Here is a 24,951-nt window from a genome sequence, read left to right as displayed (position 1 = left end):
CCATTTTCAAGCTTTCGACCTGGACGGACCGCTCTGCTTCTGAAGCTTGCCGCGGGAAGCCGGAGTGAAAATAGGCTGTACCCGGGCATGCTTGATCTCCATGGGATCTCACATCATGGTTAATTTTGCGTTATTACGACAAAGGCCGGCGACTTGCCGTCCCGCGCCGGATCGCCGAAGATGGATACCATCTAGCGATATCGAGAGCACCATGTCCGTTCGACCACCGCAATTTCAGGATCGTCACGTCTCATCGGGCTTAAACGTGCTCGAGTACGAACTGATGGCGGAGCGCGCCGATGCGCTGGGACGCCATGGAACGAAGGTTGAAAAGGCACTGGAACAGCTGCGCGGGAGGGCCGAACAGGGCTGCAGTCCGGCAGAGCGGGAGGAATTGCTGGATCTAGCGGCGGACGCGGTATGGGCCTTCTTCATCCAGCGCGAAATCTGCGGCCTGCGCGACCAACGCGACATCGTCCGCCGCTACGCCATCCCCAAGGAGGTCCTCGCAAGGGTCGGCATCGTCCGCAGGACCGGCAGTTGAACGCTGTAAACATCGCGACCGACGCTGGCCGGTCTCAGGCTCGCCAGCAGCAGGCCGCATCCTGGCAGCCTCCCGTGTCAGGGCCTCGTGTCAGGCGGCCTTGCGGCGCAGCAACTCGTAGATGCCGATGTCGTCCACCGGCAGGAACAGGTCCCGCTCAGCATCGGCCAAGCGTTTGACCGCAAGTGCGTCCTCGACCTCCTCCTTTGCCTTCGAACCCGCGCCTGCCACGCCGGCGGACAGGCGTTCGTCAACCGCGCGGTCGTCAAGATCGGTGTTGTCCGGATCAGCCTGGTCGTTGCCAGCGTCCGGTGCGTCGGGAAGCGCGGCCAGAACCTGGATCAGCTCCAGCCCGGCGTCGGTCGCCGAAGCCGGGCCGCCTGCGTCATCTTCATCGCGCTCAGCGATATGCTCGCCGAGCGCCGCCTGCATGTCGCGAACGTCTTCAAGCTTTTCAGCGTTCTCCAGGTCCTGGATAGTCTCTTCGCGCTCAGCCCTCGTTTCCGCATCCTCGACGCGGCTTGGATCATAGCCGTTGTCGCCGCGTTTCAACTCTGCCAGCGTACTGGGATCGGCAACGTCCTCGAGACGCTGGATGACCTTGCGCATGTCGCGGCTCATCCCGCTTTCGCTCTCCGCCTGCTCGGCGAGTGCGTCCTTCACCCGCTGGCCGGCGTCGCTCCAGGGATTTGCGATGGCAGCGATCATGTCGGATGCGGTCAGGCCGAGCTTCTTCAGCCCGGTCGTTTCCTCCAGTGCGGCGACGCTCTTCGGCAGCGCGGCCCGTCGCGCCGTCAGCGTTTCGGCGATGCGGGCGCCGAAGTCCTCCTCCTCGCCCGTCAGCCCCGCCTGGCTCGCAATGCGCGCTGCAAGGACAGCATTCGGAGCCGTCTTCGACGTCGAATTGCCCTGCATGACGTCGATCACTTCGGCCTCGCTCACGCCGAGCGACTTCAGCGTCAGAACGGCCGCTTCTCCGCCGCTGCCGGTCTTGGCGAAACCGAGCATGGAGACGGCATCACTGAGGCGCTGCGCAAAGGAGAAGCTCGTTTCGTCCTTGCCCTGGGTGATGCCGAGGGCCGAGGAGAAGCGGGAGATCAGCGTGGCGAGCGGATCCGGCTCGCCCTTCAGGGAACCGAAGAAATAGGCGTTGATCTTCTCGTTGGCGGCGGCCTTCGGCGGATCGCTGGTCACGCCGAAGGTCTCGTCCTTGCGATCCTTGCCCTTCGCCTTGTCGTCGGCCTCCTTGTGGCGGGCCTCCATCTCCTCGATCATCTTGCTAAGCTGATCGGAGACCAGCAGGCCGGTCGACTGCGACAGAGGCGGAATCATTAAACTGTCCCGATTGCAAAACCTAAATTCATGCAGCCGAAAATAGCGGCGATTTGGTTAAGCAATCCTGACCGATCCGTGCCGGCTTTTGCCGACAGCCTCAGCTATGGGCAAAAATATCCGTTTCGTCCCAGCCGAGCAGGTCCAGCTTGGCGCGCGTCGGCAGAAACGCGAAGCAGGCTTCTGCATGCTGCAGCCGGCCGTCGCGGACAAGCCGCGCCATCAACTTGTCGCGCAGCGCGTGCAGGTGAAGCACGTCGGATGCCGCGTACTCGAGCTGGGCCGGCGACAACGTTTCGGCAGCCCAGTCGGAAGACTGCTGCTGCTTGGAGATATCCACCTCCAGAAGCTCCTTCAGATTGTCCTTCAGCCCGTGCCGGTCCGTGTAGGTGCGCGTCAGCCGGGAAGCGATCTTGGTGCAGAAGACGGGCGAACAGGTGACGCCGAAAGTGTGGAACAGCACGGCGATGTCAAATCTGCCGTAGTGAAAGATCTTCTGGCGGGAAGGATCGCTGAGCATGGCGACGAGATTGGGCGCCCGCGTCTGGCCGGCGGCGATCTTGATGACGTCCGCCGTGCCGTCGCCGGGGGAAAGCTGGACGACGCACAGCCGGTCTCGGCGAGGGATCAGGCCGAGGGTCTCCGTGTCGATCGCGATCGCGCCGTCATAGCGCGCTGCATCGGCCGCCGGAATGTCGCCCTCGTGATATCGTATTGCACTTGCCATCTCAAACCCCACATAATCCGCAGAAACTGCCTGGGCTATATCGCATGTTTGCCCGCCACGGTACTATGCGAGGCCAAGATTGCAGCCGCTGACGCAATGGATAGATATGAAACCGTCGAAACCTGACCGCCACCGCGGCACCTTCCTTGCCATTCCCCTTGCTGTGGCGCTGCTCTCGCTCTCCTCCCCCACTTTCGCGCAACAGGCGGGAGCCTTTGCAGGCGGAGAGAACGCCTATCCTTTCACAGACCTGCCCGGCGTAAAGTCCCAGGAAGACAAAGCTGCGGCAGAGGCTGCAAACGAGGTTGTCTGTACGCGGAGCTATGACGACACCGACGGTCGTCGCTGGGGCGAGTTCAATCACCCGGTCTACACCTGCACGCAGAACGGCCGCAGCTTCTCAAGCCGCAATCCACCGCTCTCGCGCGAACGCGAACTGCGCGGTTTGCCCTGGTAGGGCCGGCAGCGGCCCGATCCAAGCTGCCATGTCCGCAAGGCAAGGCGGCAGGCCGCCTGTGCTCATTGCCAAGACTCAGGCCGCGCTGCCGACCGTAACCAGGTCCTGCGTTTCCATGCCGGCGGCAATCGTCGAGACCCAGGCACGGGCAATCGCCAGGCCCGCGGCATCGGCATCAGGCCCGCGCGCGGCGGCGGTCGCATCGAAGCTGTCGATCCATCCCGGCGCCATCCGCTCGATCTGTTCCGGGAAGAGGTCGCGCCACCAGGTGGCCACCGACCGGTCCACCTCGAAGTGGAATTGCGTGCCGTAGGTGGCGCGCCCGATGCGGAAGGCCTGGTTCGACGCGGTCTGATTGTGTGCCAGGCGAACGGCGCCTTCCGGCAGCGTGAAGGTGTCGCTGTGCCACTGGAAGATCGGAAAGGCACCGCCGACCGAAGCGAGCAAAGGGTCAGCGAGCCCCTGTTCCGTCGGCTGGATGTCGCACCAGCCGAACTCGAAGGCTTCGCCGATGAGATTGGTCGCACCGTAGCTGCGCGCCAGAAGCTGGCTTCCGAGGCAGACGCCGAGCACGGATTTGCCAGCATCACCGTAGCGCCGCATCATGGCGCACAAGGCCGGCAGATAAGGATGTCGCTCATCATCGACGGCCGACTGGGGGCCGCCCATGACCACCAGGGCGTCAAAGGCCGGTCCGTCCGACGGTAGCGCCTCGCCGGCGTGGGGACGGCACAGCTCGATTTCCGCGCCGGCCTCGAGTAGGGCGGTTTTTATCTGGCCGAGGGCCGTTATCCTGTCATTCTCCACGACCAGTACGCGCATGTGCTTCTCCCTTTCGTGTCGGCACACAAGCACAGCGGGATCCGGCGTTCAAGGTCCAAGCGATACAGCGTCTTGCGGCTTTTCAGCGGGAATGTGGAGGGCGCCATCGCGCGGCCAGCCGCGCCTTGCCGATACCCTTCGTCTCGCACAATATGCCGACTTCTGCGGTTGCCGCCACGGCGGTATCAAGGGATCGCAAGGGAGGCGCGGGCAACGTGAACAGCATCATTGCGGAGATGACGTCGGACATCATCCGGCGCGCCGGCGATGCCCGGCGCTTTCTGATTGCGATCGCAGGTCCGCCGGGTTCGGGAAAGTCCACCCTGGCCGACGAACTGCGCGCGTCCCTGAAGGCCCGCGGCGAGCGGGCGGAGGTGCTGCCGATGGACGGCTTTCATATGGACGATTCCGTCCTGATCGATCGAGGCCTGCTGGCCCGCAAGGGCGCCCCCGAAACGTTCGACGTGCGCGCGTTCCTCGACATCATCCGCGCCGTGCGCCCGGCCGATCAGGAGGTGCTGGTCCCCGTCTTCGACCGCTCGCGCGAGCTGGCCATAGCCTCTGCCAGGGTGGTTTTGCCGGAGCACCGTTTCATCATCGTCGAGGGAAACTACCTGCTGCTGGACCAGGGCAAATGGGCGGAGCTGGAAGGCATGTTCGACTATTCCGTCATGCTCGCTCCGCCCGTGCCAGTCCTCGAGAAGCGCCTTCTGGAGCGCTGGCTGGGCTATGGACTTGCGGAGGACGTGGCACGTGCGAAGGCGCACGGTAACGACCTGCCAAACGGGCGGCTGGTGCTGGAATGCCGCCGGCACGCGAATGTGACGATCGACAACGCCTGACACGCCTTTTCCTCCTGCCGGCCGTCCATGCCGACCGCATTGATGCGCGGCGCAAGATGGTGCAATTTCACAGAACACAACCACAGTGTGCGGCTGCGCCTTATGGCGCCGGAGGGGGATAGCATGACATTTTCGGAAGCAGTCTCTACCGTCTTTTCGAAGTATGCCGTCTTTACCGGCCGTGCGAGCCGCCCGGAGTTCTGGTGGTTCGCGCTTTTCAACGTCATTGCCTCCGTGGTGCTTGGCGGCGTCGATCAGGCCGTATTCGGCCGGGAGATCCTCAGCGTGGTCTACGGACTGGGCGTGCTCCTGCCCGGGCTCGGCGTCGCCATTCGCCGCCTTCACGATACCGACCGCTCGGGTTGGTGGCTGCTCGTGGGGCTCATTCCGCTGATCGGCTGGATCGTGCTGGTCTACTGGTATGCGAGCGAAGGAACGCGCGGCGAAAACCGGTTCGGCACCAGCCCGGCCTGACGACCGGCAAAAATGTTTGCCTTCGGCGGTCCTGGGGTGATAATGCCCGCGGCATGATTTTTCATCGAGCCGTGGAGTTCTCAGCGCATGCAATCGATCACCATTCGCCGACCTGACGACTGGCATCTGCATCTGCGTGACGGCGAGATGCTGAAGGGCGTGATCGGCGATACCAGCCGTCACTTTGCCCGTGCGATCATCATGCCGAATCTCGTTCCGCCGGTCGTCACGACTGCAGACGCGGCAGCCTATCGCGAGCGGATCATGGCCGCGGTTCCGGCCGGCGACCGCTTTCAGCCGTTGATGACGCTCTATCTGACCGAGCACACGAACCCCGACGACGTGGAGGCAGGCAAGGCGAGTGGGCTGATCACCGCCGTCAAGCTCTACCCTGCAGGGGCAACGACGAACTCGCATGGCGGCGTGCGCGACATCGAGAAGGCGATGCCCGTGCTCGAGCGTATGGCCAGGATCGGCCTGCCGCTCTGCGTCCACGGCGAGGTGACGACACCGGAAGTCGACATCTTCGATCGCGAGGCCGTCTTCATCGACACCGTGCTGGAACCGCTGCGCAAGCGTCTGCCGGAACTGAAGGTGACGATGGAGCATGTGACGACGAAGGACGGCATCGACTACATCAGCAGCTCGAAGGCCAATCTCGCCGGCTCGATCACGACCCACCACCTGATCATCAATCGCAATGCGATCCTGGTCGGCGGCATCAAGCCGCACTACTACTGCCTTCCGGTCGCCAAGCGCGAACACCATCGCCTGGCACTTCGCGCCGCTGCGACCTCGGGTGATGCACGCTTCTTCCTCGGCACCGATTCGGCTCCGCATGTCGATCCGCTCAAGGAATGCGCCTGCGGCTGCGCCGGCATCTACACCTCGATCAACACCATGAGCTGCCTGGTGCACGTCTTCGAAGAGGAGAATGCGCTCGACAGGCTGGAAGCCTTCGCTTCGCTGAGCGGCCCGGCCTGGTACGGCCTGCCGGCGAACGAGGACACGATCCGGCTGGTGCGGCGCGAGACGCCGGTCACCTACCCGGCAAAGATCGAGACGGGAGCAGGGCCCGTGACGGTGTTCGACCCGATGTTTCCCCTTCACTGGGACGTCGTCTGACGGCGTGCGTCAGATAAAGGGACGAGCCGTCTCCTTGAGGCCCTCCCAGCCCGACACCCTGAGAAGGCCTTCGGGCTCGTTCACCTCGCAGCCACCGTCCTGCCAGCGGATCAATTGACGGTCCGACAGCTTGCGCAACGTCTTGTTGGTGTGGACAAGGGACAGGCCGAGCGTATCGGCCAGGTGCTGCTGCGTCAGCGGGATGGTCCGGCGTGCACCGTGCAGCATCCCTACGGCCAATGCGCGCTGGTGGATGTAAGATAAAAGATAGGCAGTTCGCTCCAGTGCGGAACGCCGTCCGATGCTGAGCAGGTGTTCGTCGAGAATCCGCTCCTCCCGTGCCGCGATCCAGGTGAGGTCGTAGGCGAGAGAGGCATGGCGCGTAAACAGGCTGTCGAGCTTCGAGCGCTCGAATACGCAAAGGGTGACCGGCGTCAGCGCCTCGACAGAGTGGTCGAGCTCTCCCATCAGCACGCCCTGCAGACCGAGCAGATCTCCGGGAAAGGCATAGTTCATGATCTGCCGGCGCCCGTCCTCCAGCAGCTTGTAGCGGAATCCCATGCCGATCAGCACGGTATAGATGTGCGGGCTGTGGGTTCCCTCCACCAGAACCGTCGCCCCGCGCTCGACCGACAACTCTCCGACCTTGAACTGGGACACGAATTCCAGCTCGCGCGGCGAAAATTTGCGGAAGCTCTTCAGTTCCTGAAGCGGACATTTGGAACACGGTGTGTGCCACTTGCCCGGCGCGGATGCGGACGACCCGGTCATGTTGGAATCCGCAGGCTGCGACAGCGCTGCCGCACGTTTGGATCAAGCCCCATCAAACCATTCCTTCCCCGGTTGCAGACATGTCGTCTATCAACGCGAAAGCGATTTATTCGGTTCCAGCCAACGGGCAGTCCCTACGTCTTTTTTAAATGACGTCAGCGCGTTCGAGAGAGACATTGCCCCGCCCCGGGCGCACTTGCACCCATTTTTAAGGAGCCAGCTCGCAAGCCCTCCTCTGCCCTGGAAAGTACGCCTGCAATGAACAAGGCCTATCCGCATATCGCAATCGTGGAGGAAGAGTTCCTGATCGCCGTCGATGCCGAATTCCTGATCAGTTCAGCTTTTGAATGCCGCGTTTCGATCATTCGGCCCAATCAGTTCGAGCGATGGGCAGATTCCGACCTTTCGGCGCTGAGCCTCTGTCTGGTCGATCTTTCCGTGCGATCCCTATCCGTCAGCGACGGCGTGCGGCGACTGAAGAGGCTCGGCGTACCGCTCATTTTCACCTCGGTATCGGAGGTGCACCGATCCGGTGTCGCGCCCGTCGATGGCGCTCCGGTCATAATGAAGCCCTACGCCGACGAGATCCTGCTCGCCGCCGTAGGGCGGATGATGCCCGACCTAAAGCCGCGTCAGAACTGACGGCCCAGTCGTGCGTCGACAGATTGGGTGTTGGCGCCGCGAACCGCGAAATAGAGCATGATCGCAGTCCAGAGGATGGACTTTTCCGCGCCGCCGATGCCCTCTGCCTTGACGATCCAGTGGAAATAGACGGTGACAGCCAGGACGATCGCTGAGGCGATGGCAGCAGGGCGCGTCAACAGCCCGATTGCCACGAGGATGCCACCGAAAAACTCGGTCGCCGCCAGAAGCGGAGACCAGAACACGCCCGGGTAGAAGCCAAGCCCTTCCACCATACCGACTGCGCCAAACGGGTTGAGGATCTTTCCGTATCCGTGCGTGACGAGAAGCAGGCCGGCGACGACGCGGAGCAGCGTTTCCGCACTTTCGCTCAGAGAAGAATAGACAGGACCGAGGAAGGGAAGAAACAGCCTGTCGCGAGTTGAATGCATGTCACTCATGGGGGTTACCGTCGAAATTGTTGCACTGCACCCTTGTCCGCGGACGGCTTTCCAGGCGCAAGCAGCACCTCGACAAAACATGATGAACCGAGTTGACATTTTCGTGAGCGGTTCAACGGTGCGGATTGCCAATCGGGCGCCATGGGCATAAGCCCGTCGCTATCGGCCCCGACGAAAGCCAGGCAGGCGGACTGAACCATGAGCGAACACAAGCCCCGGATTTCCATCCTCTACTGCACCCAATGCAACTGGCTGCTTCGGGCGGGCTGGATGGCCCAGGAGCTGTTGCAGACGTTCGGCGACAGCCTTGGCGAGGTCGCCCTCATTCCCGGCACCGGCGGCAACTTCGAGATCCGGATCGACGGGGAACTGATCTGGGAGCGCAAACGCGACGGCGGTTTCCCAGGACCCAAGGAACTGAAACAAAAGGTGCGCGACGTCATCGAGCCCGAGCGGGATCTCGGTCACGTCGACAGGAACTGACAGGCGAAGCACGCGAGCGCCGCCCGAAGGCGGCTCCAGGCGACGCTTGCCTCATCACGGATAGGGCGAGACGCAGGCCCTGTAGACGCCGTTGCCTGCATGAAAGCGGTTGGTCGCCGGATCATAGGTCCGATAGCGGTTCATGCACCATGCGACGTGAGCACCGGCCCCGCTGTAGGCGCGCGGCGCATAGTATGGGCTCTCATAGGGCCGGTAGATCGTCACGCTCGACGAATAGGGCCGGTAGTACGGCCGGTAATAGGGTGCATAGGGCCTGTAGGGGCGATAAATCGGCCAGGCGTAGGCTCGATAATATGGCCGGTTGATCGGATTGTAGAACGGTCCGGAATTCCAGCAACTATAGGCATTGCAGGCAACTGCGGCCGGCAGAACTTTGGTTCCGACGATCCGATCGGCCTGCACGAAAGATCCGGCACTGGCGCCGGGGGCCGAGACGAGAGCGCCGGCAAGGGCCAGTGCGCCGGTGAAAACGAAACTGCGCAGCCTGAACATTTCGACCCCCTGTGCGTTAGGAGAGATGGAATTTCGACAAGTTCCGTGGCATGTCGGCGCATTCACGCGCCATATCGTCCTCGCTGGCCGGCATCCGCTCCCGTTCCAGAAGCCGCTGACCTTCGGCATCGAAGGACGGGACAAGCCGGAAAAAATCGGGCATGAAATGCGGGCGGACGCCAGCATACTACAACTTGGAGCATGAGATGAGTCTGAAATTCGGCACCAGCGGACTGCGCGGTCTTTCGACCGATCTGGAGGGGCCGCCGGCAGCACTTTACGCCACCGCCTTTGCACGCTACCTGCTGAAAGCCGGCCTCGCCAAGCCAGGCGACACGGTGTTGATCGGCCGCGACTTCCGGCCGTCCAGCCCGGCAATCGCCGCGATCACAGCCGGCGCCCTGCGGAGGGCCGGCCTGGCGCCTCTCGATTGCGGCACCGTCCCGACACCGGCGCTGGCGCTCCTTGGCCTAGAAAAGGGAGCCGCCAGCCTGATGGTTACCGGCTCCCACATTCCCGCCGACCGCAACGGCATCAAGTTCTACCGGCCGGACGGCGAAATCGGCAAAGATGACGAGGCGGCGATCACGCAGTTGGCAGCCGCCCTCTCCGGCGCAGGCCAGGTCCCCGATGCGGAACCAGCGGTCGCACCCGATGGCTCCGCCGATGCCGAAACCCTGTTCCTGAAGCGCTATGACGGCCTGCTGCCACCTGGCGCCCTTGATGGCAAGCGTATCGGCATCTACCAGCACAGCACGGTGGCGCGGGACCTCTTCGTCACCGTGCTTTCGGCCTTCGGCGCCGACTGCGTGCCTCTCGGACGCTCGCAGGAATTCATCCCGGTCGATACCGAGGCCGTCTCGCCAGAAACGATCGAGATGCTACGGCGCTGGTCCAGCGAGCACGATCTCGACGCTATCGTCTCTGCGGACGGCGACGGCGACCGTCCGCTCGTGGCCGACGAAACCGGCACACCGCTACGGGGGGACCTGCTCGGCCTGATCACCGCGAACTTCCTCGGCGCCGACGTTGTGGCCACGCCCGTCACCTCCAATTCCGGCATCGAAGCCGCAGGAACGTTCGAGGTCCGGCGCACACGCGTCGGTTCGCCCTTCGTCATCGCGGCCATGGACGCAGCTGTCGCCGCCGGTGCAAGGGCCGTCGTCGGCTTTGAGGCCAATGGCGGCACGCTGACGGGTACGAGCTGCATCGTCAACGGCCGCACGCTCTCTGCCCTTCCAACCCGCGACAGCTTCCTGCCGGCGCTTGCGGTTCTGGCACTGGCCGCCGAACGCGATCAGCCGCTATCGGCCGTAGCCGCCGATTTCGGCCTGCCGGCCGCCGCCGCCGACCGGCTCGAGAACTTTCCGGTGGAAACGAGCGCGGCGCTGATGGCGGAGCTTCGCTCAGGCCCGCAGGCGCTGGCCGCGTTTCTGGCACCGCTCGGCACTCCGGCAAGGACGAGCGACATCGACGGGCTGCGCGTGACGCTCGAAGACGGCCGTATCATCCATTTCCGCCCCTCCGGCAATGCGCCGGAGATGCGCTGCTATGTGGAAGCTGCAGACGCGGGCGCCGCCCAGGGCCTGCTCGAGGACGGCCTCGATCTGATCCGCCGATGGGCGGCCGGTCGTCAAGCGTAACGGCCCACCGTGGAGAAGCCGAGGGAAAATCGCATGTCGTTGCAAAAACTTCAAAAAGCCAGTTGACACCGACGGCGGCTCCCCGTACATCCGCGTCCGTCGCCCAGATGGCGGAATTGGTAGACGCGCCAGCTTCAGGTGCTGGTACTCGAAAGGGTGTGGAGGTTCGAGTCCTCTTCTGGGCACCATTCCATTGTGAAGACGTTTCAAGACGTCTTAAAGAAACCCCGGTCATCCGGGGTTTTTCTTTTTAGGGCAATGCTTTACGCTTCCGCGCAACGACAACCGGCGCCGGCCCGAAACGCCCCTCCGGACAAGACGCCGGTCGAAACAGGTTGCCGGGCTATTTCATCAACCGCTTAAACGGCTGGCCGAATATCTTCAGCGTCTGCTCATAGCTTGGCGGCAGGTGCTTCAGAGCAGCATCCCGGAAGGAGATGTGGTGAATCTTGCTGGTGCGGTTGTGAGACGTGGCGGAAAACTCGGTCATGAACGGCAGGAAATGGTCGCGGACATGGGGAACGTCCGCGCTGTTCTGCGCGTAAAAGATGGCCGACCCGCGATGGGCACGGCTCTTGCCTGCCTCGATCACGGAAAAACGATGCAAATCCTCCGGCGGGATCTGGCCGGAATCGTCACCATTGTATTTGCGGAGCGAGGCAAAGTAACGGGACTGGTTCTGAAAGCGCCACAACTCGATCTGGGGATTGATGCAGTAGCATTCCTTGGCGTGGCCCATCATCGTAGATTGCAGGGCGGCGAAGCCGCCGCCAGACGAGCCCATGACGATGAACTTCGCCTCGGGAGCGATCACTGACCTGATGTGGTGAAGCTGTGCCCAGACCCTCTCCAAGGTCCACTCATCCCGGCGACCGAGATACCAGTCGATATGCAGGCCTGTTGAAGGCGCGACCGCAGGATCGCTGACACAGACGACGGGAAACTTGCACCGGCTGCCCCACGACCAACGGTTGAACAGCGGCGTTTCCGAGTGATACTGGCGGTTCATCGCGCCGTTGAAGAAAACCAGGATGTATTTCTTCTGTTCGTTGTCATGGAAGAAATAGTGACCGCATGAGCCGAAGCCTGCCTGCAGGAGATCATCGATGCTATCGTGCGTCGGGATCACGACCCGTTGGCTTTTCGCCTCTTTCTCGACCTTTTTGGGCAAGCCCCATCGCATGATTCTGTTTCTCCAGCGCGTCTTCGCAGCGGTGCGATACTCGTCGTAGCGCCAATATCACAACGGCCATTCGCGTCAATCATGCGTCGCCCAGGCCGACGGCTTCGACGCGCTCATACCCCCAAACCGTAAGGCACGATCCGGCGCACGTTGTGGTCCACGTGCAGCCGGCGCTTGAAGGGCGGGACGGCGCGGCTGGCGCAGTCGGCGCGCTCGCAGATGCGGCAGGAGATGCCGATGGGGGCAAAGGCCCCCGAATTCTCCATGTCGAGATCATCGGCGTAGACGAACGCAGGCGCGTAGGAGATCTCGCAGCCGAGCGCCAGCGCATATTCGGGGCGCGCGGCACGGAAGCCGCCGCTGCCCTTGGAGGTGTGGGTGGCAAGACAGAGATAACGAACGCCGTCGGGCGTCTCCGCCAGCTGGCGCAGGATGCGGCCGGGACGCTCGAAGGCTTCATGGGCATTCCAGAGCGGACAGGCGGCACCGAAGCGGGCGAACTGAAACTTAGCTGCGCTGTGGCGCTTGGTGATGTTGCCGGCGCGGTCGATGCGGGCAAAGAAGATCGGCACACCCTTCAGGCCCGGGCGCTGCAGCGTGCTGAGGCGATGGCAGACCTGCTCGATCGAGGCGCCGAAGCGGGCGGCAAGCAGTTCCAGGTCGTGGCGCAGATCCTGTGCAGCCTGCAGGAACGTGCCGTAGGGCAAAAGCAGGGCGCCCGCGACATAGTTTTCCAGCCCCATGCGGCAGATTTCCAGCGCCTCCTCCGAGCGGAACCCCGCCGCCTGCGCCACCGCGTCGATCTCGCTGGCAGCCTGAAGCTGGGCGATCTGCAGCGCCAGCTGGAAATCGCGCGTCGAGGCGGCGGCGTAGGGATTGACCGTCAGGACGCGGGCTTGCGGATCGTAGCGCCGGATGGCGTCGTCACCGGCCGCCCCACGGGCGACACGCACCGCGAACCTCCGTGCCAGATGCTCGGTCAGGACAGCCTGGTTGTCGCCGCGGCCGATGCCGAGGTCCATCGCAAGCCGTTCGGCGAAGGCGTCCAGCTCGTGGATGTAGTTGTCGACGAAATGGAAGAAGTCGCGCACTTCCTCATAGGGCGTCATTTCGGCAGGCCCGCCGGCCCGGCCAAGCGTGGCGTCGAAGCTTGCGAGCCTTTCGCTGTTGCGACGGTAGGCCTGATGACAGGCGATGAGCGCATGCGCCAGCCCTGGTGCGTTCTGGGTGACGAGCTTCAGCTCCTGCAGGCTCGGCGAGTAGGTCGCAAACAGCGGGTCGGTCAGCGCCTCCGACAGCGCAGACAGCAGCCGGTCGTTCTCCCCCACCGACAGCTCGGCGATGTCGAGGCGGAACTTGTCGGCGAGCGCCAGAAGCACCGCTGCGGATACCGGGCGCTGGTTGTTCTCGATCTGGTTCAGGTAGCTGGTGGAGATACCGATACGCTCGGCGAACTGGCTCTGTGTGATGCCGCTCGCCTGCCTGAGATCGCGGACCTTGCGGCCGATGAAGAGTTTGCCGATCGCCATGACTCACCGATTTTGCAAATTCGCATTTTCAAGTTTGCTATTTTATATTTCCGCTTTCGCACCCGTTCAATTGTTTTCCGCAAGCCAATATCGGCATAATGGGCGCACAAACCGAATTCACAGGGAGTGAGAATGCGCCCGATACTGGAGCAGTTGCAGGCTCGACGCGACGAGGCCTATCTCGGCGGGGGGCAGAAGCGGATCGACGCCCAGCACGGCAAGGGCAAGCTGACGGCACGCGAGCGGCTTGAGGTGCTGCTCGATGCGGGCTCGTTCGAAGAATACGACATGTACGTCACCCACCGGGCGGTCGACTTCGGCATGGCCGGCCAGAAGATCGCCGGCGACGGCGTCGTCACCGGCTGGGGCACGATCAACGGGCGACAGGTCTACGTCTTCAGCCAGGACTTCACCGTGCTGGGCGGATCGCTGTCGGAAACCCATGCGCAGAAGATCTGCAAGATCATGGACATGGCGGTGCGCAACGGCGCCCCGGTGATCGGGCTGAACGATTCGGGCGGCGCCCGCATCCAGGAAGGCGTCGCCTCGCTTGCCGGCTATGCCGAGGTGTTTCGCCGCAACGCCGAGGCCTCCGGCGTCATCCCGCAGATCTCCGTGATCATGGGCCCATGTGCGGGCGGGGCGGTCTATTCGCCTGCCATGACCGACTTCATCTTCATGGTGCGGGATTCATCCTACATGTTCGTCACCGGGCCGGACGTGGTGAAGACGGTGACCAACGAGATCGTCACTGCCGAGGAACTGGGCGGGGCCGGGACGCACACGAAAAAATCCTCCGTCGCCGACGGGGCCTACGAGAACGACATCGAGACGCTGGAGCATGTGCGGCTGCTGTTCGACTTCCTGCCGCTGAACAACCGCGAGAAGCCCCCGGTGCGCCCGTTTCACGACGATCCGGCGCGGCTGGAGGCACGGCTCGACACGCTCATCCCGGACAGCTCCAACAAGCCCTACGACATGAAGGAACTGATCCTGGCGATTGCCGACGAAGGCGACTTCTTCGAGCTGCAGGAGAATTTTGCAAAGAACATCATCACCGGCTACATCCGGCTTGAGGGCCAGACGGTCGGCGTCGTCGCCAACCAGCCGATGGTGCTCGCCGGCTGCCTCGACATCGACTCGTCGCGGAAAGCGGCAAAGTTCGTGCGCTTCTGCGATGCCTTCAACATTCCGCTCCTGACGCTGGTCGACGTGCCGGGCTTCCTGCCGGGGGTTGCGCAGGAATATGGCGGGGTGATCAAGCACGGCGCCAAGCTTCTGTTCGCCTACAGCCAGGCGACGGTGCCGATGGTGACGCTGATCACCCGTAAAGCCTATGGCGGCGCCTACGACGTGATGGCGTCCAAGCATATCGGCGCAGACGTCAACTATGCCTGGCCGACCGCCGAGATCGCGGTGATGGGCGCCAAGGGCGCGACGGAGATCCTCTACCGCTCTGAACTGGGCGATCCAGACAAGATCGCCGCACGGACGGCCGAGTATGAGGAAAGGTTCGCCAACCCCTTCGTCGCCGCCGAGCGCGGCTTCATCGACGAGGTGATCATGCCGCATTCCTCGCGCAAGCGCATTGCCCGTGCCTTCGCCTCCCTGCGCAACAAGCAGGTGGATGCGCGCTGGCGCAAGCACGACACCATTCCGTTGTGAGGGAAGACCAGGATCATGGCCAAGCTTCCCGACATGACAAAACATCGTGGCTTCCCGTCCGGCATGCCGGGCACGGGCGTCCAGTTCACCATCCGCCGGGCCAACCCGAAAGGCGTGACGCCGATCAAGGCCCTGCCCCGTCGTGCCCGACCGGGCTCGGCCGAGCACAAGATAGACGCGGCCTTCCTCCATGCGCTCTGGCATCAGTTCGGACCGGAACCGTTCGAACGCGGCAATCTCGATGCCGCCCGGCTGAACCTGCTCTTCGGCCGTGAGGTTGTGGCGGCGGAGAAGGAGTTCGACCCCACCTCGTATGAAGCATTGCTGATAATCGACGAGAAGGCGGCCCGCGCCTCCTTCCCCGAATCATTTGAAGACGTGATGGAGATCTAGCCTTGGCGATCACGAAAATCCTCATTGCCAATCGTGGCGAGATCGCCTGCCGCGTCATCAAGACCGCCCGCAAGATGGGCATTGCCACCGTCGCCGTCTATTCGGACGCCGACCGCGAGGCGTTGCATGTGCAGATGGCCGACGAGGCGGTGCATATCGGTCCGGCACCGTCGAACCAGTCCTATATCGTCATCGACCGGATTCTCGACGCAATCCGGCAGACCGGCGCCGACGCGGTTCACCCCGGCTACGGCTTCCTGTCGGAAAACGCCGCCTTTGCCGCCGCGCTGGAGAAAGTGGGCGTCGCCTTCATCGGCCCGCCGCTGCGCGCCATCGAGGCGATGGGCGACAAGATCACGTCCAAAAAGATCGCAGCCGAGGCCGGCGTCTCCACCGTACCCGGCCATATGGGCCTGATCGAGGATGCCGAGGAAGCGGTGCGGATCGCCGCCAAAATCGGTTATCCCGTGATGATCAAGGCGTCCGCCGGCGGTGGCGGCAAGGGCATGCGAATCGCCTGGAACGACACCGAGGCACGCGAAGGCTTCCAGTCGTCGAAGAACGAGGCGAAGAGCTCCTTCGGCGACGACCGCATCTTCATCGAGAAATTCGTCACCCAGCCGCGCCACATCGAAATCCAGGTACTGGGCGACCGGCACGGCAACACGCTCTATCTCGGCGAGCGCGAGTGCTCCATCCAGCGACGGAACCAGAAGGTCATCGAGGAGGCGCCCTCGCCCTTCCTCGACGAAGCCACCCGAAAGGCGATGGGCGAACAGGCGGTCGCGCTGGCCAAAGCCGTCGGCTACCATTCGGCGGGCACGGTCGAATTCATCGTCGACGGGAACCGCAACTTCTATTTCCTGGAGATGAACACGCGGCTGCAGGTGGAGCATCCCGTCACCGAACTGATCACCGGCATCGACCTCGTAGAGCAGATGATCCGCGTCGCCGCCGGCGAGAGGCTTTCCTTCGGCCAGGAGGAAGTCAAGCTGAACGGCTGGGCGATCGAGAGCCGGCTCTATGCCGAGGACCCCTATCGCAACTTCCTGCCTTCGATCGGCCGGCTCACGCGTTACCGCCCGCCGGCAGAAGGCGTGCAGGAGGACGGCGCGATCATACGCAACGATACCGGCGTCTATGAGGGCGGCGAGATATCGATGTACTACGACCCGATGGTCGCCAAGCTGTGCAGCTGGGGGCCGGACCGGCAGGCCGCAATCGAGGCCATGGGCCAAGCCCTTGATGATTTCGAGGTCGAGGGCATCGGTCACAACCTGCCCTTCCTGTCGGCGGTTATGCAGAATGCCCGGTTTCGCGAGGGCCACCTGACGACCGCCTTCATCGCCGAGGAGTTTCCGGACGGCTTCCAGGGCGTCTCGCCCGATGCAGATGCGCGACGCAAGCTCGCAGCGGTCGCGACCCTGATCAACGACCGCCTGCAGAGGCGGGCGACGAAGATTTCCGGCACGATCGGCAACCATCGCCGCGTCGTCGGCAGGGAATGGTCGGTGGCGCTTGGCAGCGAGGCTATTGCCGTCACGTTCGCCCAGGAGGGCGATGCGTCCCGCGTCACATTTGCGGACGGCGGGACAGCCTCGATCCGCAGCGACTGGCTGCCGGGACAGACGCATGCGACCTTCTTCATCGACGAAATGCCGATGGGCGTGAAAGTCGACAAGATCGGATATTCGCTGCGGCTGCGCTGGCGCGGCATCGATGTGATCGCCCGGGTGCGCGAACCGCGCGTGGCGGAACTGGCCAGGTTGATGCCGGTGAAGCTGCCGCCCGATACATCCAAGATGCTTCTCTGCCCCATGCCGGGTCTGATCACCGCGGTCGCGGTCGCCGAAGGCGACACGGTGGAGGCGGGGCAGGCGCTCGCCACGATCGAGGCGATGAAGATGGAAAACATCCTGCGTGCCGAGCGAAAAGCGGTGGTCAAACGCGTGCCGGTCTCCGTCGGCGCAAGCCTGGCCGTCGACGAGGTCATCATGGAGTTCGAATAAGCGCGTAGAATGGCGGCCTGGGGGCGCCCGGGCAGGATGACCTTTCGCACGCCGGACTTGCCCCTCACCCTAGTCCCCTGCAAGCGCGGAGAGGGGACGCGGATGGCCTCCGACGGCAGAGGGAGGGGCGTTGCCGATACCGCAGGCCGCCTTCGTCCCGCTTGCGGGGAGAAGGTCCCGAGGGGAATGAGGGGCTGACACCGGCAGAGGCGCAGCTGCAGAGAGATTGGAATCGGAGTGGAACGATGGCCGAGAAGACAATCAAGGACTGGCAGGCGTTGGCCGAGCGCGAACTGAAGGCTTCGGCCGATGCGCTGACCTGGCACACGCCCGAGGGCATCGACGTCAAGCCGCTCTACACGGCGGACGATCTTCAGGGCATAAGTCATCTCGCTTCGCTGCCCGGCATCGCACCGTTCGTGCGCGGACCGCGGGCAACGATGTATGCCGGCCGTCCCTGGACGATCCGCCAGTATGCCGGCTTCTCGACGGCGGAGGAGTCCAACGCCTTCTATCGAAGGAACCTCGCCGCCGGACAGAAGGGGCTTTCGGTCGCCTTCGACCTTGCCACCCACCGTGGCTATGACAGCGACCATCCGCGCGTGGAAGGCGACGTCGGCAAGGCAGGCGTTGCGATCGATTCGGTCGAGGACATGAAGATCCTGTTCGACGGTATTCCGCTCGACCAGATGTCCGTTTCGATGACGATGAACGGCGCGGTCATCCCGATCCTTGCGAACTTCATCGTGGCGGCGGAGGAACAGGGTGTTTCCCGCGCCGCCCTTTCCGGGACCATACAGAACGACATCCTCAAGGAGTTCATGGTCCGCAACACCTATATCTATCCGCCCGAGCCCTCCATGCGGATCGTCGCCGACATCATCGCGTACACGGCGACGGAGATGCCGAAGTTCAACTCCATTTCCATCTCCGGCTACCACATGCAGGAGGCGGGCGCGACGCTGGTGCAGGAACTGGCCTTCACGCTGGCGGACGGGCGCGAATATGCGCGCGCCGCACTCGCCAAGGGGCTCGACGTCGACGACTTCGCCGGTCGGCTGTCGTTTTTCTTCGCTATCGGCATGAATTTCTTCATGGAGGCGGCGAAGCTGCGCGCCGCCCGGCTTCTCTGGACCCGCATCATGGAGGAGTTCCAGCCGAAGAAGGCCTCCTCGCTGATGCTGCGCACCCACTGCCAGACCTCCGGCGTGTCGCTGGCCGAGCAGGACCCCTACAACAATATCGTCCGTACCGCCTTCGAGGCGATGTCGGCCGCTCTTGGCGGCACGCAATCGCTGCACACCAATTCCTTCGACGAGGCGATCGCGCTGCCGACGGAGTTTTCCGCCCGCATCGCCCGCAACACACAGCTGATCCTGCAGCACGAGACTGGCGTCACCAAGGTCGTCGATCCCCTTGCCGGGTCCTACTACGTCGAGAGCTTGACGAACGAACTGGCGGAGAAGGCCTGGGCGCTGATCAGCGAGGTCGAGGCGCTTGGTGGCATGACGAAGGCAGTGAACGATGGCCTGCCGAAGCGACTGATCGAGGAAGCGGCAGCGCGGCGGCAGGCAGCGGTCGACAAGGGCGAAGAAGTCATCGTCGGGGTCAACAAATATCGGCTCGAGAACGAGCAGCCGATCGACATCCTTGAGATCGACAACAGCGCGGTGCGCGCTGCCCAGATCCGGCGCATCGAGGAGACGAAGCGACGGCGCGACAGCGCCAAGGTCAAGGCGGCGCTCGACCGGCTCGCCGAGGCGGCTAGCTCCGGCAAGGGCAACCTGCTGGCGGCCGCTGTCGAGGCCGCGCGCGAACGGGCGACCGTCGGCGAGATTTCGGATGCCATGCGCCAGGCCTTCGGCGACCATGCGGCGACGCCTGAGGTCATCAAGGACGTCTACGGCGAAGCCTATCGTGACGAGCCGGAACTGGAGGTTCTCAAGTCGCGCATGTCCGGCGTCGAGAGCAAGCTCGGCCGCAAGCCGAAGATCATGGTCGCCAAACTCGGCCAGGACGGGCACGATCGCGGCGCCAAGGTGATCGCATCGGCTTTCGGCGACATCGGCTTCGACGTGCTTGCGGGCCCGCTGTTCCAGACGCCGGAAGAGGCAGCCGACTTGGCGCTGGCGGAGCGCGTCAATGTCGTCGGTGTCTCCTCACTGGCTGCAGGCCACAAGACGCTGCTGCCTCAACTGGTGGAGGACCTGAAGAAGAAAGGCGGCGGCGAGGTGATCGTCGTCTGCGGCGGCGTCATTCCGCGGCAGGACTACCAGTATTTGCATGACCACGGCGTGGCTGCGGTATTCGGCCCGGGAACGAACGTCATCGAGGCGGCAAACTCCGTGCTGGACCTTCTGGAAGGGCGGCGACGCAACGTCTGAGGCGCCGGACGCGTCGTTCGGAAGGAGATTACCTCGACGGCGCGTCGGAGAAGGAGTCGAACGTTCCAGCGAATTTATTAGCCGGATAATCAACTGCGTCGCACGGGCGAGCCGGCAGCAGCGCCGCCCGACCGGCGACCTGTGAGGTAGTGGGAGGATGGCGTCAATCGGTCCCGCGCGAGGGCATCGGGCGTCTACGCCGGCGATCGCTGCCAACGAATCGCAGGGGATGGACAGGTCCCACGCTTCTCCTTGCAGCGGGCGGACTGTAGGCTTGGTCGCCCGGTCCGCGGATCGGCTGTCGTACCCCGTTTCTGAAAGGACCGCGCATGGACCGCGCCCACGACCCAAGCCAGCTCGAAATGGTGGTGCTGATGACGCCAGACATGGCGAATTTCTCCGGCAAGGTGCATGGCGGGGCGCTGTTGAACCTGCTCGACCGGGTTGCCTATTCCTGCGCCTCGCGCTTCTCGCAGCAATATGCGGTGACGCTCTCGGTCGACCAGGTGGTCTTCCGCCAGCCGATCCATGTCGGCGAACTCGTCACCTTCAGCGCCTCGGTCAACTTTGCCGGCCGGACCTCCATGGAGATCGGCATAAGGGTCGAGGCGGAGAACATCCGTACCGGCGAGCGCCGGCATACCAATTCCTGCTATTTCACGATGGTCGCCGTCGACGCCGACGGCAAGCCGACCGCCGTGCCGGCGCTCGTCCTCGACACGGAGACCAAAAAGCGCCGCGCGAAGGCCGCCGAAGGACGCCGGACACTGCGGCATGAGTTCGAGGCGCGGCACAAGGAGATGAGGGAGGGGACGGAGTAAGGCAGGCGTGGCACTGGATCTAAACAAGGAAATGGAAGGCCGCGTTGCGCCAACCGCATGCATCGGCAGCTGTCGGCACCCCTGACCGTCACCTTGAATGCCGGACTATCGAGCAGCGCTTACCGGCGACGCATCGCTTCGGAGCGCCACTTCCGCCAGAACAAGCGAAACGAAGCCCGCAACGAGAAAGCCCATCGAGAGGTTCACCGCCGTTCCGTCATAGAGCGCGCCCAGACCGACGGCGAACAGCGTTGCGACAAAGCTGGATACTGACGCGATCAAGGAAGCGCCAAAACCGGCAACCTCCCCCAGCGATTGCATGGCCATGGCATTCAAATTGCCGAAGAGCACACCGATGGCAAAGAAAACCGCATACAGGAACGTCATCAACACTGCGAATGGCAGGCGGTCACCATAGCAGAGGGATGTCAGCATCATCAGAAGGGCGATGGATGCCAACCCCGTGAAGGCTGCACGCGCCATTGCCTCCATGCCGAAGCGTTGAACGAGCCTGGCATTCAAGAAAGACGCAAGCCCCATACCCGTAGCCAGCAGCGCGAAATAGAAGGGAAATGTTTCCCTGACGCCGTATGCATCAAAGAAGAGATCGGCCGCCGTACTGAGATAAAGGAGCTGCGCACCGAAAACCAATCCGGTCGCCACGATCAGGAGGGTTACGCGGCGATTGGAGAGGATGCGGCAGCCATTGAGGAACAGGAGTGCAGGTCGAAAGGGAATGCGTCTTGCGACAGGCAAGGTTTCCGGCTGCCGAACCACCAGCCAGAGGCCAAGAAGTCCTGCGATTGCGAGATAGGCCGCAAAAACACTGCGCCACCCCCCAAGGAAGATGAGCCCTTGAGCCAGGCTCGGAGCGAGCATGGGCACCAGAATGAAGAGGGTGAACATGAAGGACATGATGCGAGCCATGGCATCTCCTTCGAACTGGTCACGTATCATGGCACGTGTCGCAATCTTCGGGCCGGCCACGCCCACGCCCTGAAGGAACCGGCCGAGAACGACTGTCTCCAGCCCTCCGGCCAGACCGGCAATGATCGTGCCTGCGACGTAGATCGCCAGGCCCAGCAGCAGAGCCCTTTTTCGTCCAACTGCATCGGACAAGGGGCCCATGAGCAATTCGCCGAATGCCATGCCGAAGATGAAGAGGGTTATGATGTGCTGCGTGGAAAGCGGTGGGGCAGCCGTGACTTCCGCACCGATGTCCCGCAGCCCCGGCAGCAGCGCGTCAATACTGAGCGAGGTCAGTGACGTCAAAAGAGCATATAGGACGAGGCGTTCTCGAGTACCGATCAAGACTGGTATGGACCGTTTGAACAAACAGGATACGGACGCTACACGACATGCCCACAACCGCAACGGGTCGAGAGCGGCTGGAAGCCGGAACCAGACGATGGCAGCGGCGTTGAGCCCTTCGGGGCACGCAGGCAGGCGCTCTTATCCCTGCCCCACAGATCGCCGATACCCGGCGATCCGACGGCCCCTCGCCTATCGGTCCTGCATCGAGGCACAGAACGACGCGGCCTTGGCGGCAGGAGACCTACAGCTCAGGACTTCGCTCACTCGTCGCCCATCTTCAGCGCAGCGATGAAGGCTTCCTGCGGGATCTCCACCTTGCCGAACTGGCGCATGCGCTTCTTGCCGGCCTTCTGCTTTTCGAGCAGCTTGCGCTTGCGGGTCGCGTCGCCGCCGTAGCACTTGGCGGTCACATCCTTGCGCAGGGCGGAAATCGTTTCGCGGGCAATCACGTTGCCGCCGATCGCGGCCTGGATCGGGATCTTGAACATGTGCTTCGGAATCAATTCCTTCAGCTTCTCGCACATCTCGCGGCCGCGCTTTTCCGCCGCCATGCGGTGCACCATCATCGACAACGCATCGACGGGTTCGCCGTTCACGAGGATCGACATCTTTACCAGATTGCCTTCCTTGTGGTCGGTGATCTGGTAGTCGAAGGAAGCATAGCCCTTGGAGATCGACTTCAGCCGGTCGTAGAAGTCGAAGACCACCTCGTTGAGCGGCAGATCGTACGTGATCATCGCGCGCGTGCCGACATAGGTCAGCTCGATCTGGATGCCGCGGCGATCCTGGCACAGCTTCAGGATGCCACCGAGATAATCGTCGGGCGTCAGGATCGTCGCGCGGATCCACGGCTCGTGGATCTCGGAAATCTTGACGACGTCCGGCATGTCGGCCGGATTGTGCAGCTCGCGCTCCGAGCCGTCGGTCATGAACAGCTTGTAGACGACCGAGGGCGCCGTCGCGATCAGGTCGAGATCGAATTCGCGCTCCAGCCGTTCCTGGATGATCTCCAGATGCAGAAGGCCGAGGAAGCCGCAGCGGAAGCCGAAGCCGAGCGCTGCCGAGCTTTCCATTTCGAAGGAGAACGAGGCGTCGTTGAGGCGCAGCTTGCCCATCGCCGAGCGCAGGTCCTCGAAATCGGCCGCATCGACCGGGAAAAGGCCGCAGAAGACCACCGGCTGGGCCGGCTTGAAGCCCGGCAAGGCCTTTGCCGTCGGGCGCTTGTCCTCGGTGATGGTATCGCCGACGCGGGTATCGGCCACTTCCTTGATGGACGCCGTGATGAAGCCGATCTCGCCCGGGCCGAGGCTATCCATAGCCACCATCTTCGGCGTCAGAACGCCAACGCGCTCGACCGTGTATTTTGCGTCCGTGCCCATCATGCGGACCGTCTGGCCCTTCGAAAGGCGGCCCTCGATGATGCGCACCAGCACCATGACGCCGAGATAGGTATCGTACCAGCTGTCGACCAGGAGCGCCTTCAGCGGCGCCTTTTCGCCACCCTCGCTCTTGGGCGCCGGCAGCTTGTGGACGATCGCCTCGAGCACGTCGGGGATGCCGAGGCCGGTCTTGGCGGAGATCAGCACGGCTTCGGACGCATCGATGCCGATCACCTCCTCGATCTGGTCCTTGATGCGGTCGGGCTCGGCCGCCGGCAGGTCGATCTTGTTGAGGACGGTGACGAGCTCGTGGTTGTTGTCGATCGCCTGATAGACGTTGGCGAGCGTCTGCGCCTCCACGCCCTGAGAGGCGTCGACGACCAGCAGCGAGCCCTCGCAGGCCGACAGGGACCGCGAGACTTCATAGGCGAAGTCGACGTGGCCGGGGGTGTCGATCAGGTTCAGCACATAGGTCTCGCCGTCCTTGGCCTTGTAGTGCAGGCGCACGGTCTGGGCCTTGATGGTGATGCCGCGCTCGCGCTCGATCTCCATGTTGTCGAGCACCTGCTCGGACATTTCCCGATCCGCGAGGCCGCCTGTCGACTGGATCAGCCGGTCGGCCAGCGTCGATTTTCCGTGGTCGATGTGGGCCACGATCGAGAAGTTGCGGATATGGTCAAGGGGCGTCGACGAATTGGTGCTCATGGCCGCCATATAGCAGTGCGTCTTGCGCCCGCAAAGCGGTAAATTAACCGGCCGTTCGCCGTATTTTCAGGCTATTGCGCCTTCGCCGGTCGGGCATCAGTCATTGTGGCGAAGGTCGCGGATCCAGAAGGACAGCGGCTTGGGGCTTTCCTGCGCCTCATCGAGATCGCGCCAGGTGAAGGTCGTGCGCAGTTCCGGGTGATGGCGATAGCCGCGCTTCTGCCAGAAGCCGTTGAGCGGAACGTAGTCAGCAGGTCGGCGCGGATGGTCGGCGGGCCGCTCGACGGCACAGAAGGTGCAGAGCATCAGCCCCAGCCTTTTCGCCTGCGCCTCGCGGCCTTCGAAGAATTTCACGCCGACGCCGCGGCCGCGATATCCCGACAGCAGGACGCTTTCGCCGAAATAGAAATAATTGCCGGGATCGCGGCCGGAGGCGACGAATGGCGCCTGCACCTCCCCGGTCTCCGCCGCCATCGGCGTTCCGGTCGCAGCCCCCACCACGCTGTCACCGTCGAAGGCGAGAACGAAGACCGATCCCTCGGATTTCGCATATGTGGCCAGATATGTTCGCTCATAGGCGAGATCGCCGTCGTAAAGATAGGGAAAATCCCTGAAGACGGAGATCCTCAGCCGCGCGAGATCTTCAAAATAAGGCGCCGCTTCGGCACCCGAAAACGATTTGATTTCAAGGGTCATTCAGCATTTCCACGTGACGCCGGCTTGGTTATACATCGACCGTCCAGTTCAGCAAGCA

24 protein-coding genes and 1 tRNA gene are annotated in these 24,951 nt (G+C 63.2%); 14 read left to right on the top strand and 11 right to left on the bottom strand.

Going from position 1 to position 24,951, the window contains the following annotated elements; translation table 11 throughout:
* Positions 1–211 precede the first annotated feature (211 nt).
* Positions 212–544 (top strand): DUF6665 family protein, encoded by a 333-nt coding sequence (locus tag CRO48_RS14150; RefSeq protein WP_097140334.1) that lies wholly within the window; start codon positions 212–214, stop codon positions 542–544.
* 90 nt (positions 545–634) lie between these two features.
* On the opposite strand, the gene CRO48_RS14145 is transcribed toward CRO48_RS14150, so the two are convergent.
* Both CRO48_RS14145 and CRO48_RS14140 read right to left on the bottom strand, forming a co-directional pair.
* Entirely contained in the window at positions 635–1,876 is a 1,242-nt protein-coding gene (locus CRO48_RS14145; RefSeq protein WP_097140332.1) for a hypothetical protein, read from the bottom strand.
* Between the two features lie 100 nt (positions 1,877–1,976).
* Positions 1,977–2,603: a ribonuclease D gene (locus CRO48_RS14140; protein WP_097140330.1), complete on the bottom strand. Its 627-nt coding sequence runs from the start codon at positions 2,601–2,603 to the stop codon at positions 1,977–1,979.
* A gap of 106 nt (positions 2,604–2,709) precedes the next feature.
* On the opposite strand from CRO48_RS14140, the gene CRO48_RS14135 reads away from it, so the two are divergent.
* The gene (locus tag CRO48_RS14135) at positions 2,710–3,060 is read left to right on the top strand and encodes a hypothetical protein (protein WP_097140328.1); all 351 of its coding nucleotides are present in this window, start codon (positions 2,710–2,712) and stop codon (positions 3,058–3,060) included.
* Between the two features lie 75 nt (positions 3,061–3,135).
* On the opposite strand, the gene CRO48_RS14130 is transcribed toward CRO48_RS14135, so the two are convergent.
* A complete protein-coding gene (locus CRO48_RS14130) occupies positions 3,136–3,882 on the bottom strand; it encodes a type 1 glutamine amidotransferase (RefSeq protein WP_097140327.1) in 747 nt (248 codons plus the stop codon).
* A gap of 215 nt (positions 3,883–4,097) precedes the next feature.
* Between CRO48_RS14130 and CRO48_RS14125 the strand changes: the two genes are divergently transcribed.
* The 3 genes from CRO48_RS14125 (at position 4,098) to pyrC (ending at position 6,323) form a co-directional block, all read left to right on the top strand.
* Positions 4,098–4,724: a nucleoside triphosphate hydrolase gene (locus CRO48_RS14125; protein ID WP_097140527.1), complete on the top strand. Its 627-nt coding sequence runs from the start codon at positions 4,098–4,100 to the stop codon at positions 4,722–4,724.
* 123 nt (positions 4,725–4,847) lie between these two features.
* Entirely contained in the window at positions 4,848–5,198 is a 351-nt protein-coding gene (locus CRO48_RS14120; RefSeq protein ID WP_097140324.1) for a DUF805 domain-containing protein, read from the top strand.
* An 87-nt stretch (positions 5,199–5,285) separates the two neighbouring features.
* Positions 5,286–6,323: a dihydroorotase gene (gene pyrC, locus CRO48_RS14115; protein ID WP_097140323.1), complete on the top strand. Its 1,038-nt coding sequence runs from the start codon at positions 5,286–5,288 to the stop codon at positions 6,321–6,323.
* A 9-nt stretch (positions 6,324–6,332) separates the two neighbouring features.
* Here the strand turns inward: pyrC and CRO48_RS14110 are convergent, their stop codons facing one another.
* Positions 6,333–7,094 carry a Crp/Fnr family transcriptional regulator gene (locus tag CRO48_RS14110; protein WP_097140321.1) on the bottom strand — a complete coding sequence of 254 codons (762 nt, stop codon included), beginning with the start codon at positions 7,092–7,094 and terminating at the stop codon, positions 6,333–6,335.
* A gap of 258 nt (positions 7,095–7,352) precedes the next feature.
* On the opposite strand from CRO48_RS14110, the gene CRO48_RS14105 reads away from it, so the two are divergent.
* On the top strand, positions 7,353–7,736 hold the full coding sequence (locus CRO48_RS14105; protein ID WP_097140319.1) for a hypothetical protein: 384 nt from the start codon (positions 7,353–7,355) through the stop codon (positions 7,734–7,736).
* On the opposite strand, the gene CRO48_RS14100 is transcribed toward CRO48_RS14105, so the two are convergent.
* Positions 7,727–8,176 (bottom strand): DoxX family protein, encoded by a 450-nt coding sequence (locus CRO48_RS14100; protein ID WP_097140317.1) that lies wholly within the window; start codon positions 8,174–8,176, stop codon positions 7,727–7,729. The two genes, CRO48_RS14105 and CRO48_RS14100, sit on opposite strands and share 10 nt — an antisense overlap.
* A 198-nt stretch (positions 8,177–8,374) precedes the next feature.
* Between CRO48_RS14100 and CRO48_RS14095 the strand changes: the two genes are divergently transcribed.
* Positions 8,375–8,659 (top strand): SelT/SelW/SelH family protein, encoded by a 285-nt coding sequence (locus CRO48_RS14095; protein WP_097140315.1) that lies wholly within the window; start codon positions 8,375–8,377, stop codon positions 8,657–8,659.
* 54 nt (positions 8,660–8,713) lie between these two features.
* On the opposite strand, the gene CRO48_RS31800 is transcribed toward CRO48_RS14095, so the two are convergent.
* Positions 8,714–9,172 carry a BA14K family protein gene (locus tag CRO48_RS31800; RefSeq protein WP_141402054.1) on the bottom strand — a complete coding sequence of 153 codons (459 nt, stop codon included), beginning with the start codon at positions 9,170–9,172 and terminating at the stop codon, positions 8,714–8,716.
* A gap of 206 nt (positions 9,173–9,378) precedes the next feature.
* Between CRO48_RS31800 and CRO48_RS14080 the strand changes: the two genes are divergently transcribed.
* Positions 9,379–10,815, top strand: coding sequence for a phosphomannomutase (locus tag CRO48_RS14080; RefSeq protein ID WP_097140312.1), 1,437 nt, complete (start codon positions 9,379–9,381; stop codon positions 10,813–10,815).
* Positions 10,816–10,916: 101 nt separating this feature from the next.
* Positions 10,917–11,003 (top strand) — tRNA-Leu (locus CRO48_RS14075).
* Between the two features lie 155 nt (positions 11,004–11,158).
* Here CRO48_RS14075 and CRO48_RS14070 read toward each other — a convergent pair.
* Together CRO48_RS14070 and CRO48_RS14065 are read right to left on the bottom strand one after the other, a co-directional pair.
* Positions 11,159–11,998 (bottom strand): hypothetical protein, encoded by an 840-nt coding sequence (locus tag CRO48_RS14070; protein ID WP_097140310.1) that lies wholly within the window; start codon positions 11,996–11,998, stop codon positions 11,159–11,161.
* Positions 11,999–12,111: 113 nt separating this feature from the next.
* A complete protein-coding gene (locus CRO48_RS14065) occupies positions 12,112–13,527 on the bottom strand; it encodes a helix-turn-helix domain-containing protein (protein WP_097140308.1) in 1,416 nt (471 codons plus the stop codon).
* A gap of 132 nt (positions 13,528–13,659) precedes the next feature.
* On the opposite strand from CRO48_RS14065, the gene CRO48_RS14060 reads away from it, so the two are divergent.
* The 5 genes from CRO48_RS14060 (at position 13,660) to CRO48_RS14040 (ending at position 20,799) form a co-directional block, all read left to right on the top strand.
* Positions 13,660–15,192 (top strand): acyl-CoA carboxylase subunit beta, encoded by a 1,533-nt coding sequence (locus CRO48_RS14060; RefSeq protein ID WP_097140306.1) that lies wholly within the window; start codon positions 13,660–13,662, stop codon positions 15,190–15,192.
* A gap of 15 nt (positions 15,193–15,207) precedes the next feature.
* Entirely contained in the window at positions 15,208–15,585 is a 378-nt protein-coding gene (locus tag CRO48_RS14055; RefSeq protein WP_097140304.1) for a hypothetical protein, read from the top strand.
* Between the two features lie 2 nt (positions 15,586–15,587).
* Positions 15,588–17,594 (top strand): acetyl-CoA carboxylase biotin carboxylase subunit, encoded by a 2,007-nt coding sequence (locus tag CRO48_RS14050; protein ID WP_245423526.1) that lies wholly within the window; start codon positions 15,588–15,590, stop codon positions 17,592–17,594.
* Between the two features lie 245 nt (positions 17,595–17,839).
* The gene (gene scpA / locus CRO48_RS14045; protein ID WP_097140303.1) at positions 17,840–19,978 is read left to right on the top strand and encodes a methylmalonyl-CoA mutase; all 2,139 of its coding nucleotides are present in this window, start codon (positions 17,840–17,842) and stop codon (positions 19,976–19,978) included.
* A gap of 329 nt (positions 19,979–20,307) precedes the next feature.
* Positions 20,308–20,799 carry an acyl-CoA thioesterase gene (locus tag CRO48_RS14040; protein ID WP_097140301.1) on the top strand — a complete coding sequence of 164 codons (492 nt, stop codon included), beginning with the start codon at positions 20,308–20,310 and terminating at the stop codon, positions 20,797–20,799.
* A gap of 105 nt (positions 20,800–20,904) precedes the next feature.
* On the opposite strand, the gene CRO48_RS14035 is transcribed toward CRO48_RS14040, so the two are convergent.
* From CRO48_RS14035 to CRO48_RS14025, 3 genes are all read right to left on the bottom strand, one after another.
* Entirely contained in the window at positions 20,905–22,071 is a 1,167-nt protein-coding gene (locus CRO48_RS14035; protein WP_245423525.1) for an MFS transporter, read from the bottom strand.
* 302 nt (positions 22,072–22,373) lie between these two features.
* Positions 22,374–24,206, bottom strand: coding sequence for a translation elongation factor 4 (lepA, locus tag CRO48_RS14030; RefSeq protein WP_097140297.1), 1,833 nt, complete (start codon positions 24,204–24,206; stop codon positions 22,374–22,376).
* 87 nt (positions 24,207–24,293) lie between these two features.
* The gene (locus CRO48_RS14025) at positions 24,294–24,893 is read right to left on the bottom strand and encodes a GNAT family N-acetyltransferase (protein ID WP_097140295.1); all 600 of its coding nucleotides are present in this window, start codon (positions 24,891–24,893) and stop codon (positions 24,294–24,296) included.
* Positions 24,894–24,951 lie beyond the last annotated feature (58 nt).

This window comes from Rhizobium subbaraonis, assembly GCF_900220975.1.
GTDB classification, from domain to species: domain Bacteria; phylum Pseudomonadota; class Alphaproteobacteria; order Rhizobiales; family Rhizobiaceae; genus Mycoplana; species Mycoplana subbaraonis.
Note: the sequence above shows the minus strand (reverse complement) of the source record. Positions and strands in the feature narration are given on the sequence as shown.

Bases quoted from the DNA above. Each gene is read 5' to 3' on its own strand.
- CRO48_RS14025 (WP_097140295.1), bottom strand. From the start codon at position 24,893: ATGACCCTTGAAATCAAATCGTTTTCGGGTGCCGAAGCGGCGCCTTAT.
- CRO48_RS14070 (WP_097140310.1), bottom strand. From the start codon at position 11,998: ATGCGATGGGGCTTGCCCAAAAAGGTCGAGAAAGAGGCGAAAAGCCAA.
- CRO48_RS31800 (WP_141402054.1), bottom strand. From the start codon at position 9,172: ATGTTCAGGCTGCGCAGTTTCGTTTTCACCGGCGCACTGGCCCTTGCC.
- CRO48_RS14110 (WP_097140321.1), bottom strand. From the start codon at position 7,094: ATGACCGGGTCGTCCGCATCCGCGCCGGGCAAGTGGCACACACCGTGT.
- CRO48_RS14055 (WP_097140304.1), top strand. From the start codon at position 15,208: ATGGCCAAGCTTCCCGACATGACAAAACATCGTGGCTTCCCGTCCGGC.
- CRO48_RS14105 (WP_097140319.1), top strand. From the start codon at position 7,353: ATGAACAAGGCCTATCCGCATATCGCAATCGTGGAGGAAGAGTTCCTG.
- CRO48_RS14065 (WP_097140308.1), bottom strand. From the start codon at position 13,527: ATGGCGATCGGCAAACTCTTCATCGGCCGCAAGGTCCGCGATCTCAGG.
- scpA (WP_097140303.1), top strand. From the start codon at position 17,840: ATGGCCGAGAAGACAATCAAGGACTGGCAGGCGTTGGCCGAGCGCGAA.
- CRO48_RS14130 (WP_097140327.1), bottom strand. From the start codon at position 3,882: ATGCGCGTACTGGTCGTGGAGAATGACAGGATAACGGCCCTCGGCCAG.
- lepA (WP_097140297.1), bottom strand. From the start codon at position 24,206: ATGGCGGCCATGAGCACCAATTCGTCGACGCCCCTTGACCATATCCGC.
- pyrC (WP_097140323.1), top strand. From the start codon at position 5,286: ATGCAATCGATCACCATTCGCCGACCTGACGACTGGCATCTGCATCTG.
- CRO48_RS14060 (WP_097140306.1), top strand. From the start codon at position 13,660: ATGCGCCCGATACTGGAGCAGTTGCAGGCTCGACGCGACGAGGCCTAT.
- CRO48_RS14040 (WP_097140301.1), top strand. From the start codon at position 20,308: ATGGACCGCGCCCACGACCCAAGCCAGCTCGAAATGGTGGTGCTGATG.
- CRO48_RS14080 (WP_097140312.1), top strand. From the start codon at position 9,379: ATGAGTCTGAAATTCGGCACCAGCGGACTGCGCGGTCTTTCGACCGAT.
- CRO48_RS14135 (WP_097140328.1), top strand. From the start codon at position 2,710: ATGAAACCGTCGAAACCTGACCGCCACCGCGGCACCTTCCTTGCCATT.
- CRO48_RS14145 (WP_097140332.1), bottom strand. From the start codon at position 1,876: ATGATTCCGCCTCTGTCGCAGTCGACCGGCCTGCTGGTCTCCGATCAG.
- CRO48_RS14120 (WP_097140324.1), top strand. From the start codon at position 4,848: ATGACATTTTCGGAAGCAGTCTCTACCGTCTTTTCGAAGTATGCCGTC.
- CRO48_RS14100 (WP_097140317.1), bottom strand. From the start codon at position 8,176: ATGAGTGACATGCATTCAACTCGCGACAGGCTGTTTCTTCCCTTCCTC.
- CRO48_RS14140 (WP_097140330.1), bottom strand. From the start codon at position 2,603: ATGGCAAGTGCAATACGATATCACGAGGGCGACATTCCGGCGGCCGAT.
- CRO48_RS14095 (WP_097140315.1), top strand. From the start codon at position 8,375: ATGAGCGAACACAAGCCCCGGATTTCCATCCTCTACTGCACCCAATGC.
- CRO48_RS14150 (WP_097140334.1), top strand. From the start codon at position 212: ATGTCCGTTCGACCACCGCAATTTCAGGATCGTCACGTCTCATCGGGC.